Consider the following 11,845-nt stretch of genomic DNA (forward strand, 5'->3'; position numbering starts at 1 on the left):
CCCTCGCGACGCATCCGCCAATGGTCGTCACGGGACAATCGTGGAGCGTATCGCCCGACGGGGTCAATCGCGAACGGGAATAAGTTTCTGAATCGACGCCTCCCAAAACTCTGCATAAGGTTGCGTTCCGGATAGCATTCCGTCCGGAAGCGCGATTGACGTAGGGGCAAATGGCATCTCGAGCGCAGATCGAAGGGGCTCGCGTCCAGGCGGATGGGTTGGGGACGATCTACGTCATCGACGATGACGGAGAGGTACGGACCGCGCTCTCCTTCCTGTTGCGCAGCATGAACGCCCATTCCTGGCCCTTTGCCGGAGGGCGCGACTTTCTCGACGGGCTGGACGGACTCAGCCCTGGCCTGGTGCTCCTCGACATGCGGATGCCCGACCCCGACGGGCTGGGCGTCCTTCGCGAACTCCGCCGGCGGAATATCGACTGGCCGGTCATCGCCATCACCGGTCACGGCGACGTGAAGCTTGCCGTCAACGCGATGAAGCTGGGCGCCTTCGATTTTCTCGAAAAGCCGATCGAGGATGAAGACCTTGGCTCGGTCTTGGAGCGAGGGTTCGCTGAACTTTGCCGCCGCCGCGCGGCGCGGGAGCGGATGGATGCCGCCCGAAGCCGTCTCGACACGCTCACGGCGCGCGAAATCTTCGTGCTGAAGGCGATCGTGGAAGGAAAGGCGAACAAGGAGATCGCGAGCGCGGCGGACATCAGCGTCCGAACCGTCGAAATGCACCGGCAGAATCTGATCAAGAAGCTTGGCGTCAGGAACACCGCCGAGGCTGCCGCATGCGCGGTCGAGGCGGGGCTCGTCGCTTCGGAATACGAGCGGCCTGCCGAGTTGGACGACTGATCGACGGAGGCCGCGCCCTCCCTGCCCGCAAGGCCTTTGGCGTCCGTCCCGGCCTGTTAACCGCAAATAAACTCGCAAATGCCGGCTCGGTGTCCGAGAGTGTCAGGCCCGAATTGCGGACTCGCGAAGAAGGCGCCGGCTGTGTCACCTCCCCTCTGCCCGACAGCAACGGCGGCGATCGCTCCCGGGGCGGATTTGGCGCCGGTGACGTCATGACGGCCTCCGCCCTCGGCACCGAGAGGATGGTCACTGAGCAGGCCCTCATTCGGGACCTGTTCCAGCAGGCACCGGGATTCATGGCGATGGCGCTCGGCCCGAACCATGTCATCGAATTTGCGAACGACGCCTATTTCTCGCTGATCGGCGATCGCGACGTGCTCGGCAAGCCGCTGCGCGAGGCCCTCCCGGAGCTTGAGGGACAAGGCATTTTCGAGCTGATCGACCAGGCCTTTGCTTCGGGAAAGCCGTTTGTCGGGCGCGAGGTGCCGGTCATGCTTGCGCGCGAGCTGCCCAAAGGTCTCGAAGCCCGCTACGTCGACATGGTCTTCCAGCCCATCAAACGCGACGGCGTCGTCGTCGGAATCCTGACCGAAGGCTATGACGTTTCCGAGCAGAAAAAGGCGAAGGAAGAGCTTCTCGCCCTCCAGTCGGAATTGATCCACGTCTCCCGCGTGGGCGCGATGAGCGCGATGGCGGCAACCCTCGCGCATGAACTGAACCAGCCGCTGACCGCGGCCAAAGCCTATATCGCCGGCGCCCGCCGCTGCCTCGAGCAGGGCTCCGACGGATTGGCGGAGGCAAAGAAGGCGCTTGTGGAAGCAGGTTCCGCGACGACGCGAGCGGGCGAGATCATCAAGCGCCTGCGCCGGATGGTCAGCCGCGGCGAACCCGAGGTCGAGTTCGCCGATCTGGGCCCGATCGTGCGCGAGGCCGTATCGCTCGCCTCGCTCGGCCTCGCCGATGAAGGCGTCCGCACGTCCGTCGACATCGCCGACGATGTGCCAGTCCACGTCGACAAGGTCCAGATTCAGCAGGTCGTGGTCAATCTGCTGCGCAACGCGGTGGCAGCGACGGCCTCGTGCAGCCGCCGTGAGATTGGCATCACGGTGTGCCGGCTGCGGGGATTCGCGGTGCTCGAGGTCGACGATACGGGAACCGGCATCGAGCCGGGGACGGTCGATCAGATCTTCACGCCCCTGTTCACGACGAAGGACCGAGGTCTGGGAGTCGGCCTGGCGATCTCCCGGACGATCGTCGAAGCGCATCGCGGAAAGATCTGGGCCAGCGAAAGCCCGCTGGGCGGCGCGCGCTTCAACGTCCGGCTGCCGCTCGCGTCGTGACACCAGTCCGCGCAGATCGTATACGAAAATGACAACAAGAGGGCCGCAAAAATGAAGACATCTTTGGATCGGGAGTCGCGCGCCGGCATGACCGCTGTCCGGAGGGCGCGCCGATGATGGCCATCGCCTCCGCAACGCGACATCAGCCGGGAACGATCGTGGTCGTGGACGATGAAGCCCCCCTGGCCGACATCATGGCGAGCGAGCTGGAGGATGAGGGCTATACCATCCTGCAGGCGCATGACGGCCTGGCGGCTCTGGAACTGGTTCAGCGCACGGGCGCCGACCTCCTCATCACCGATTTCCTCATGCCCGGGATGACGGGCCTGGAGCTGGCGCGCGCGATCCGCTCGCAGGAAAAATTCGCAGACCTGCCGATCATTCTGGTCAGCGGCGCCAACGGGGCAGTTGGCCGCAACCATCCGGACCTGTTCAACGCGGTGCTCGACCGGCCCTACCCGGCGAAGCGACTCGTGGAAAAGGTAGAGGCTGTGCTGACTTAGCGCAGGCGGCCAGAAGGCCGCCAATACCGCAGAACTACGGCCACGCCTGTCCACAAAAACAAAACTGGAGAATGCAAAACCGCTCCTCCTAAGAATTAGGAGTAGGCTAGTGTTGAACAAGATCAGGAGCGCCTTCGCGGACCGATCGCGCGCTCAAGACATGGCGGGTGCTGAGCAGCGCAGGCACGCGCGCCGGACCGTGTTTCTGGACGCATCGATTTATCCGATCGACTTCTTCTCCGATGTGGTCATCCATAACGTCTCCGCAAACGGCTTCATGGGCGAAGCCGATGTCGAGCTGACGGTCGGCGAGTCCCTGCATCTGACGCTGGACGACAAGGCCTATCAAGCCGCCACGGTTCGGTGGACCGAAGGGCAGCAATTCGGCGCCTCATTCGAAAGCCCGCTGGCCCGAACGGGTGCCGGCGACGATCTCGATTTCGGCACCGAAGACGATCACAAGCCGCGCCAGAAGCGCGTCAATCTGCGCATTCCCGCACGCCTTTGCCTGGGCCGCCCGCCGCAGCCCGGCAGCGTCCGCAACCTGTCGCAGTCGGGCATGCTGCTCGAGACCGACCCGGGCCTTTGCAAGGGCCAGCACATCCTGGTGAAGCTCGGGAATCGTCCTCCGGTCGCGGGACGAATCCAGTGGCACGACCAAGGCCGCATCGGCGTCGAATCCGCCGAGCCGATCGGGATCCTGTCGCTGGTCTATTCCAGCGACTGAGCCGCGCGATCGTTTCGCCCCCGCGCAAACTCTGGTTTCGCCCCGCCTGAGCCCATCGCCCGGGCCAACAAAAACCCCCGGAAAACCTGCGTCTTCCGAGGGGCTTGTGCGTGGTGGGCACGGCAAGGATTGAACTTGCGACCCCACCCGTGTGAAGGGTGTGCTCTACCACTGAGCTACGCGCCCACGCGACGGAGCGCCGCCCTTAGGCGAGCGGCGCGAGCCTGTCCAGCCGGTCTAGCTGTTGCAGGCGTCCTTCAGGTTCTTGCCGGCCTTGAATTTCGGCTGGGCGCTTTCCGGGATCGACATCGGTTCCTTGGTGCGCGGATTGCGGCCGGTCGACGCCTTGCGCCGGGTGACGGTGAACGTGCCGAACCCGACCAGACGCACTTCGTCGCCTCTCTTCAATGCTGACGAAATCGTATCGAACACGGCCTCGACCGCCTTCGCCGCGTCGCCGCGGCCCAGGCCTGCCGTATCCGCGACGGTGCCGATCAGTTCCTGCTTGTTCATCGGACCCTTTCCCCTCGTTGTGGCGCGCGGATTTCCTTAGGGAATCGGCGCGACGCAAGCGACCAGTAAGGCGAAGCGCCGCCCCCCCGTCAACCGGGAAGGCGGCGCAGCCGTGGTTCATTTCGGATCAGTGGCGGACGGCGGCCTCGCCTTCGCCCAGCACCGGCGGCAGCGCGCTCGGCGGCTGCGCCGCCAGTTCGTCGGCCTCGGTCCATTCGATCGGCGTCAGCTTCTGCGTCAGCGCGCCGGCCAGCACCTGGTCCACATGCGACACCGGGATGATCTCCAGCCCTTCGCGGATGTTCGCCGGGATTTCGGCCAGATCCTTCTCATTTTCCTGCGGGATAAAGACGGTGGTGATGCCGCCGCGCATCGCCGCGAGCAGCTTCTCCTTCAGGCCGCCGATCGGCAGCACCCGCCCGCGAAGCGTGACTTCGCCGGTCATCGCTACGTCCTTGCGCACGGGCACGCCGGTCAGCGTCGAGACGATCGACGTCACCATGCCGATGCCGGCCGAGGGCCCGTCCTTCGGCACCGCGCCTTCGGGCAAGTGGATATGGATGTCCTTCCGCGCGAACAGGCTCGGCTTGATGCCATAGCCGGGCGAGCGGGCGCGGACGAAGCTGAAGGCGGCCTGCACCGATTCCTGCATCACTTCGCCCAGCTTGCCGGTGGTCTTCACCTGGCCCTTGCCGGGCACCGTCACGCTCTCGATCGTCAGCAGCTCGCCGCCCACCTCGGTCCAGGCAAGTCCCGTGACCGCGCCGATCGTATGCTCTTCCTCGCCGATGCCGTGGCGGAATTTCCGCACGCCGGCATAGTCGGACAGGTTGTCGGGCGTGATCTCGATCCGCTCGGCCTTGCCTTCGAGGATGCGGCGCAGGGCCTTGCGGGCGAGCTTCGCGATCTCGCGCTCCAGCGTGCGGACGCCGGCTTCGCGGGTGTAATAGCGGATCAGGTCGCGCAGGCCGGCTTCGGTCAGCACGAACTCGTCGGCCTTCAGGCCATGCGCCTCGATCTGCTTGTCGACCAGGTGGCGCTTGGCGATCTCGACCTTCTCGTCCTCGGTATAGCCTTCCAGCCGGATGATCTCCATGCGGTCGAGCAGCGGCTGCGGCAGGTTCAACGAGTTGGCCGTCGTCACGAACATGACGTCCGACAGATCGACGTCGATCTCCAGATAATGGTCCTGGAATTTGTTGTTCTGCTCAGGGTCGAGCACTTCCAGCAGCGCCGAGGCCGGATCGCCGCGGAAATCCTGGCCGAGCTTGTCGATCTCGTCGAGCAGGAACAGCGGGTTGGACGCACCGGCCTTGCGCAGGTTGGTCACGATCTTGCCCGGCAGCGAGCCGATATAGGTCCGGCGGTGGCCGCGAATCTCCGCCTCGTCGCGCACGCCGCCCAGCGACTGGCGCACGAACTCGCGGCCGGTCGCGCGCGCGATCGACTTGCCGAGCGACGTCTTGCCGACGCCCGGCGGGCCGACCAGGCACAGGATCGGGCCCTTCAGTTTGTTGGTGCGCGCCTGGACCGCCAGATATTCGACGATCCGGTCCTTGACCTTTTCGAGGCCATAATGGTCCTCGTCGAGCACCCGCTCGGCTTCGGGGATGTCGCGCTTCAGCTTCGACTTCTTGCCCCAGGGCAGGCCCAGCAGCACGTCGAGATAGTTGCGCACGACCGTCGCTTCGGCCGACATCGGCGCCATCGTCTTGAGCTTCTTCAGCTCCGCGGTCGCCTTGGCGCGCGCTTCCTTGCTGAGCTTCAGCTTCGCGATCTTGGCGGTCAGCTCGGCGATCTCGTCGCCGTCCTCTTCCGCCTCGTTGCCGAGCTCGCGCTGGATCGCCTTCAGCTGCTCGTTCAGATAATATTCGCGCTGCGTCTTCTCCATCTGGCGCTTGACGCGGCTGCGGATCTTCTTCTCGACCTGGAGCACGCCCAGCTCGCCTTCCATGAAGGCGAACACCATCTCCAGCCGCCGCGCTGGATCGAGCTCGACCAGCAGCGACTGCTTGTCCGCGACCTTCACGGTGATGTTGGCAGCGACCGCATCGGCAAGCTTCGAAGGCTCCTCGATGTCCGCCAGCTGCACCGCCGTTTCGGCCGGCAGCTTGCGGTTCAGCTTCGCGTAATTCTCGAACTGCTCGACCACCGAGCGCATCAGCGCCTTGGCCTCGACGCTCTCGCCGCCTGCTTCATCGATCAGCGTGACGTTGGCGGCCAAATGCTCGCCCTCGCGCTCCAGCCCGTCCAGCGAGGCGCGTTGCTTGCCCTCGACCAGCACGCGCACGGTACCGTCGGGCAGCTTCAACAGCTGCAGCACGGTCGCGACCACGCCCAGATCGTAAAGATCGTCGCGGTCGGGATCGTCATTGGCCGGGTCGAGCTGGGCGACCAGGAAGATCTGCTTGTCGTTCGTCATCGCCTGTTCCAGCGCCGCGACCGATTTGTCGCGGCCGACGAACAGCGGCACGATCATGTTCGGGAAGACAACGATGTCCCGAAGCGGAAGAACAGGGAAACTCTGGGTCATGCAAACTCCGGTTGCGCGGATCCGCGCCGTTCCCTTTTATATGGGGCCGACGCCAAGAGCATCAATCACTTCGCGGCCGCAGACCATAGGGGGGATGCGTTAATATGCCGGTTTCGACGCTTGATCTGTGGATATTCTGGGCGGGCGCGATGCTTTACGGCTTGGCGCTGCTCGCCGCGCGGGCAACTCCCGGATCCACGCGCAGCGCCTGACGAAAAAGCCCCGCTCCAGGGGTCATTGGAGCGGGGCCGGTTCAGGGAGTTTCATGCGCGGGCGGGGGGTCAACCGCCGTCGAACGATCTTATCGCACCGCCCTGTCGCAGGACTATGTCGCGAGGGCACAAAAGTGTCGCGAAGTGTCGCAGCCCTACCAGCAGCGGCGGACCCGCTCGTGATGGCGCCATTCCCAATGGCAACGCCGATGATTGCGCCAGCCGCCATAGCCGTAGCGGGCCCGGTTCCAGCCGCGTCGGTGATCCCAGCCGCCCCGACGATCCCATTCGCGTCCGCGATCCCAGTCGCGCCGATCATGGCGACCATCGCGCCAGTCGCGATCGTAATACCGGCCGGAATAGCCATAGGGCTGCGCCGCTGCCCGCGTGGCCGCGCCCACGCCGGTGACTGAGACCGCCAGCGCAACGGCCATGAGCAATCTCTTCATGCGGACTCTCCTTTACATGGATCATCAGCAACGAAGCCCCTCTGGAAAGGCTCCAATCCGGGCTCAGAAGCCCTTCAGGCCGAACTCCCAGATCGCGGCCGGGTGTACCCGCGACGGGGCTGCGACGAACAGGGTCTTGAGCTCGGGCACGAACAGGCCTGTTCGAGCGCCGGGCGCCGTCGCGACCCTGACGTCCTTGCCCGACGCGACCACATTGACCTGTCCGGCGCCGCACACCACCAGGATCGTGTCGCCGGCTAGGAAGAGGTCGTCCGCATCCCCGCAGGTCGCGCGGCTGGACAGCGACGCGCCCGTATCGGCCTGCATCAGCGAAAGCTTGGCCGGCAGCCGATAGACGACCGCGATGTCTTTTCCCGAAGGCATCACCGCCAGCGGGAAATTAAGCCGGTTCAGGCCGGTCGACCACTTGGCCAGCACGCGCACCTGGTCGACATCGGCAACGATGACGGACCCGCGATCGGGCACGTTCACGAATGCCCGCGATCCGATCAGCCGGAACCCCTCGGGGTGGCCCGGCAGGACCAGGCGCGACAGCAACTGGTGAGTCGCCGGATCGATCGTCGCGATGCCGCCCGACCCGTAGCCGACGAGCACATGCCCGTTCCGCGCATCGATCCGGACATTGTCCGCGTCGTCGCCGAGTTGCAGCCGGGCGACTTCCCGCCTGTCGGCCGCGGCATAGAAGCGCACCGACCCGTCGCCGCTGGCCACGACGATCTGCTGCTGCTTCGGCAGGAAGCCGACACCCTGCGGCTCCTTCAGTCCGGCGATGCGGCCGCTCACGCGGCCCGCTTTCAGGTCGATCTCGTCGACCGTCCCATTGCCATACTCGGCAACATAGAGCCGCTGGTGCTCGACATCGATTGCGAGGTGGTCGATTCGTCCCTTCACATCCGGCAGCGCAATCGTTCGGCGCAGCGACAGGGGCGACGCGGCATCGCCCGGCGCAACGATCGTCGGAGCGGCGCCGCAGGCAGAGGTCGATACGACCGCCGCGAGCGCAAGCAGGGCATTCGCTGTGTTCAAGACCAGGCGGCTCAGCCGCGGCGCGCCATCGAGCATCCCAACGCTCCCTGAATCGCGGTTGCCTGGCAGTGCTACACCGTCCCGAGCCGGCGCGTCACGGGGCTGTGGCCGGCGAACCTGGAATCAGAGCTTCAGGCCAAAGCGCGGCCCAAGCCAGACCATGACGCTGTAGAGCAGGATCGTGAGCAGGCATCCAGCGACCAGCGCCGTCCAGAAGGCGACGCCGTGCCGAAGCAGCGCCGGGATCAGCAGGAACATCGGAAGCGACGGCAGGACGAACCAGAAGGTGCCTTCGGCGTGCGCGGCCATGTTCCCGGCGTCAGGGCGATCATGCCACAGCCACATCATCCCTAACACGGAGACCAGCGGCAGGGACGCGATCAGCGCGCCGAACCCCGGATACCGCTTCGCCACCTCCGACACGACGGCAATGATGATGCCCGACAGCGCGGCCTTAAGTGCGAGATACCACATCCGGCCCGCTTAGGCCGCCGCGCCTCACATCCGCAACTCGTGCATCGCACCTTCGGTCTGACCGCCGGCCGGCCGCAGCAAGGACCAGAAGCGCGGCCCCCCTTTCGGCACCTCCCATTCGCCGGTCACCTCGAAGCCGTGCCCGGCGTAGAGCGGGAGCGTGAGCGGGTTCGGCGTTTCGAGATAGGCCGGCAGATCGGTCGCCAGCGCCAGCCCGGCGGCGATCGCTTGCGAGCCATAGCCACGGCCCTGGTGGCGAGGATCGCAGCCGGCGATGTGAAGATAATGGAAGTCGCCGGCCGGCATATGCGCGTCGATCGCATCGCCGACCCGCAGCGCGCGCGGTAGTGCGGTGCCGAGCGTGCGGAGCAGCGGGCCTGCCTCGGCCAGCATTTCCAGCCAGCCGACCTTCGCCCGGCCGGGCCCGCGCCACAAGGTCGCCGCCTCGCCGCCCGCCGTCACGAACCGCGGCCCGGCCTTGCCGTCGCTATCGAACAGGATCGCAAAGAACCGCGGCAGTCGCGCGCGGCGGATCGCGGGATCGGGGAAAATGTAACTGATCGCCGCGTCGTCAAAGAATGCGGCGGCGAGCAGACGGGAGACATGGCTGCGGTCAGCGGAGGTTGCGGGGCGGGCATTTAGCCCCTCTCCCGGAACGGGAGAGGGAGGGGCCCGCCGCGAAGCGGTGGGAGGGTGAGGGGCATGCCCGTCCACGCTCGCTACGCTTCGCTCTGCGCCCCCTCACCCCGCTCGCGCCGACGCGCGAGTCGCCCTCTCCCCAAGGGGAGAGGGGTTGCAATCACGCCGCCCCGCTTTCCTTCTTCTTCGCATAGACGCGGACCGGGTCCTTGCGGCCCTCGACCACGTCCTTGTCGATCATCACTTCGTCGACGCCGTCCATGCTGGGCAGGTCAAACATGGTGTCGAGCAGGATCGCTTCGAGGATCGAGCGAAGGCCACGGGCGCCGGTCTTGCGGGCGATCGCCTTCTTGGCGACCGTCACCAGCGCGTCGTCGGTGAACGACAGGCGGACATCCTCCATGTCGAACAGCTTCTGATACTGTTTGACGAGCGCGTTCTTCGGCTCGGAGAGGATCTTGACCAGCGCGTCGACGTCCAGGTCCTCGAGCGTCGCGATCACCGGCAGGCGGCCGACGAATTCGGGGATCAGGCCGAACTTCAGCAGGTCCTCCGGCTCGCACTGACGCAGCACTTCGCCGGTGCGCCGCTCCTCGGGCGCTGCGACATAGGCGCCGAAGCCGATCGACTTGCCCTGCAGGCGGTCGCCGATGATCTTCTCAAGGCCCGAGAAGGCGCCGCCGCAGATGAACAGGATGTTGGTCGTGTCGACCTGCAGGAACTCCTGCTGCGGATGTTTGCGCCCGCCCTGCGGAGGAACGCTCGCGGTCGTGCCTTCCATCAGCTTCAGCAGCGCCTGCTGCACGCCTTCGCCCGATACGTCGCGCGTAATCGACGGGTTCTCGGCCTTGCGGCTGATCTTGTCGATCTCGTCGATGTAGACGATGCCGCGCTGCGCCCGCTCGACATTATAGTCGCTGGCCTGGAGCAACTTTAGGATGATGTTCTCGACGTCCTCGCCGACATAGCCGGCTTCGGTGAGCGTCGTCGCGTCGGCCATCGTGAACGGCACGTCGAGGATGCGCGCCAGCGTCTGCGCGAGCAGCGTCTTGCCGCAGCCAGTCGGGCCGACGAGCAGGATGTTCGACTTGGCAAGCTCGACGTCGGCGCCCTTCGCGCCGTGAGCGAGCCGCTTGTAATGGTTGTGCACCGCGACCGAGAGCACGCGCTTCGCCTGCTTCTGCCCGATCACATAATCGTCCAGCACGTCGCAGATTTCCTGCGGCGTCGGCACGCCTCCGTCCTTCTTGGAGACGAGCGCGGACTTGGTTTCTTCGCGAATGATGTCGTTGCAGAGCTCGACGCATTCGTCGCAGATGAACACGGTCGGGCCCGCGATGAGCTTCCTCACCTCGTGCTGCGACTTCCCACAGAAGGAGCAGTAGAGGGTGCTCTTGGAATCCCCGCCGCTCAATTTCGTCATCAGTTCACCCTTGAGCCCGCTGAGCGCAGGCCATCGCTAGCTCGGGCCATGTTAGCCCTCGCTCCCGAAACCACAATGCCGAATGTGCGGGCTCGTTCCCCGCCAATCATCGTTAACTGTGGACCACTCATCTGGCCCGAACGGATATGTGCTTGAGCGCATGGCACTTCAAGACGGTCGCAACCGGCCGCGGGTCCAGCTAAAAGCGACGAATGAACCGGTTATTTACCCTCTTTTGCGCCTTCGCGCTCGCCACGCCGGCCCTTTCGCAAGCGCCGAGCCCCGCTCCGACGCCCGCTCCGGCGACCACCAGCGTCACGCTGACAACCAGTCAGGGCCCGATCGTGCTGGAGCTGGAAAAGGAGCGCGCACCGATCACGACCGCGAATTTCCTGCGCTATGTCGACCAGAAAAGGCTGGACGGCACGACCTTCTACCGCGCGGCCAAGGCGCCGAACGCGCCGGAATACGGCCTCGTCCAGTTCGGCACGCAGAACGACCCGAAAAGGACCCTGCCGCCGATCGCGCATGAGCCGACCACCAAGACCGGGCTGACGCACAAGAACGGCACCATTTCGCTCGCCCGCAATGCACCCGGCACCGGCGCCGGCGACTTCTTCATCATCGTCGGCGACACGCCCGCGCTCGATGCCAATCCGGCGCAGAGCGGTGACAATCAGGGCTTCGCCGCCTTCGGCCACGTCACCGAAGGCATGGACCTGATCAGGCAGATCCTCGCCGCCCCGACGGACCCGAACAAGGGCGAAGGCGTGATGAAGGGGCAGTTCCTTGCCGCGCCGGTCGTCATCATCTCGGCGCGCCGCACCAACTGATTGGACGAACGCGCGAAAATCTTTCGCGCGGCCCCGTAACGACCGCATCCCAAAGCTGCGCCGCACGTTTGAGGCGGCATGGGTGGCATGACCGGTCTCGAATGGCGTGAGGCGCTTTATCGGCAATTGGCTCGCCAGCCGGGGCTTCCGGCCGGCCTGCGCCCGGTGCTGATCCAGCGTGCCGAACGCTGCGTCGACCGCACATTGCCGACGATTCCCGCATTCCTCATTCCGCGCGGCAACGGCGAAGGGTGCAAGGGCGCGATCGGGCGCTGACGCGGGTTCCCTCCGGACG

At 65.6% G+C, this 11,845-nt stretch carries 12 protein-coding genes, 1 tRNA gene and 1 pseudogene; 6 read left to right on the top strand and 8 right to left on the bottom strand.

Features of this window, described 5'->3' with window-relative positions; translation table 11 throughout:
• The first annotated feature begins 170 nt into the window (after positions 1–170).
• From SCH01S_RS07640 to SCH01S_RS07655, 4 genes are all read left to right on the top strand, one after another.
• Complete coding sequence (locus SCH01S_RS07640) at positions 171–857, top strand: response regulator transcription factor (RefSeq protein ID WP_046348196.1); 687 nt, start codon at positions 171–173, stop codon at positions 855–857.
• Between the two features lie 212 nt (positions 858–1,069).
• A complete protein-coding gene (locus tag SCH01S_RS07645) occupies positions 1,070–2,197 on the top strand; it encodes a sensor histidine kinase (protein WP_052733844.1) in 1,128 nt (375 codons plus the stop codon).
• 113 nt (positions 2,198–2,310) lie between these two features.
• Positions 2,311–2,700, top strand: coding sequence for a response regulator (locus tag SCH01S_RS07650; RefSeq protein ID WP_245612189.1), 390 nt, complete (start codon positions 2,311–2,313; stop codon positions 2,698–2,700).
• A 160-nt stretch (positions 2,701–2,860) separates the two neighbouring features.
• Positions 2,861–3,427, top strand: a complete 567-nt coding sequence (locus tag SCH01S_RS07655; RefSeq protein ID WP_157032851.1) for a PilZ domain-containing protein — start codon at positions 2,861–2,863, stop codon at positions 3,425–3,427.
• Between the two features lie 111 nt (positions 3,428–3,538).
• Here SCH01S_RS07655 and SCH01S_RS07660 read toward each other — a convergent pair.
• From SCH01S_RS07660 to clpX, 8 genes and pseudogenes are all read right to left on the bottom strand, one after another.
• Positions 3,539–3,613: transfer RNA gene (locus SCH01S_RS07660), tRNA-Val, on the bottom strand.
• A 51-nt stretch (positions 3,614–3,664) separates the two neighbouring features.
• A pseudogene (locus SCH01S_RS07665) lies at positions 3,665–3,949 on the bottom strand (HU family DNA-binding protein); the annotation flags it as partial.
• A 118-nt stretch (positions 3,950–4,067) separates the two neighbouring features.
• The gene (gene lon / locus SCH01S_RS07670; protein ID WP_046348199.1) at positions 4,068–6,473 is read right to left on the bottom strand and encodes an endopeptidase La; all 2,406 of its coding nucleotides are present in this window, start codon (positions 6,471–6,473) and stop codon (positions 4,068–4,070) included.
• 367 nt (positions 6,474–6,840) lie between these two features.
• Positions 6,841–7,134 (bottom strand): hypothetical protein, encoded by a 294-nt coding sequence (locus SCH01S_RS07675; protein WP_046348200.1) that lies wholly within the window; start codon positions 7,132–7,134, stop codon positions 6,841–6,843.
• A gap of 63 nt (positions 7,135–7,197) precedes the next feature.
• Positions 7,198–8,217, bottom strand: coding sequence for a YncE family protein (locus tag SCH01S_RS07680; RefSeq protein WP_157032852.1), 1,020 nt, complete (start codon positions 8,215–8,217; stop codon positions 7,198–7,200).
• An 87-nt stretch (positions 8,218–8,304) separates the two neighbouring features.
• Positions 8,305–8,655: a DUF3147 family protein gene (locus tag SCH01S_RS07685; RefSeq protein WP_046348201.1), complete on the bottom strand. Its 351-nt coding sequence runs from the start codon at positions 8,653–8,655 to the stop codon at positions 8,305–8,307.
• A gap of 24 nt (positions 8,656–8,679) precedes the next feature.
• The gene (locus SCH01S_RS07690; RefSeq protein WP_245612190.1) at positions 8,680–9,369 is read right to left on the bottom strand and encodes a GNAT family N-acetyltransferase; all 690 of its coding nucleotides are present in this window, start codon (positions 9,367–9,369) and stop codon (positions 8,680–8,682) included.
• Positions 9,370–9,454: 85 nt separating this feature from the next.
• A complete protein-coding gene (gene clpX / locus SCH01S_RS07695; protein WP_046348202.1) occupies positions 9,455–10,717 on the bottom strand; it encodes an ATP-dependent Clp protease ATP-binding subunit ClpX in 1,263 nt (420 codons plus the stop codon).
• Between the two features lie 212 nt (positions 10,718–10,929).
• On the opposite strand from clpX, the gene SCH01S_RS07700 reads away from it, so the two are divergent.
• Positions 10,930–11,550 (top strand): peptidylprolyl isomerase, encoded by a 621-nt coding sequence (locus tag SCH01S_RS07700; RefSeq protein ID WP_046348203.1) that lies wholly within the window; start codon positions 10,930–10,932, stop codon positions 11,548–11,550.
• A gap of 87 nt (positions 11,551–11,637) precedes the next feature.
• Positions 11,638–11,826: a hypothetical protein gene (locus SCH01S_RS07705; RefSeq protein ID WP_046348204.1), complete on the top strand. Its 189-nt coding sequence runs from the start codon at positions 11,638–11,640 to the stop codon at positions 11,824–11,826.
• The last annotated feature ends 19 nt before the right edge of the window (positions 11,827–11,845 follow it).

It is taken from the genome of Sphingomonas changbaiensis NBRC 104936 (assembly GCF_000974765.1).
Lineage (GTDB): Bacteria > Pseudomonadota > Alphaproteobacteria > Sphingomonadales > Sphingomonadaceae > Sphingomonas_B > Sphingomonas_B changbaiensis.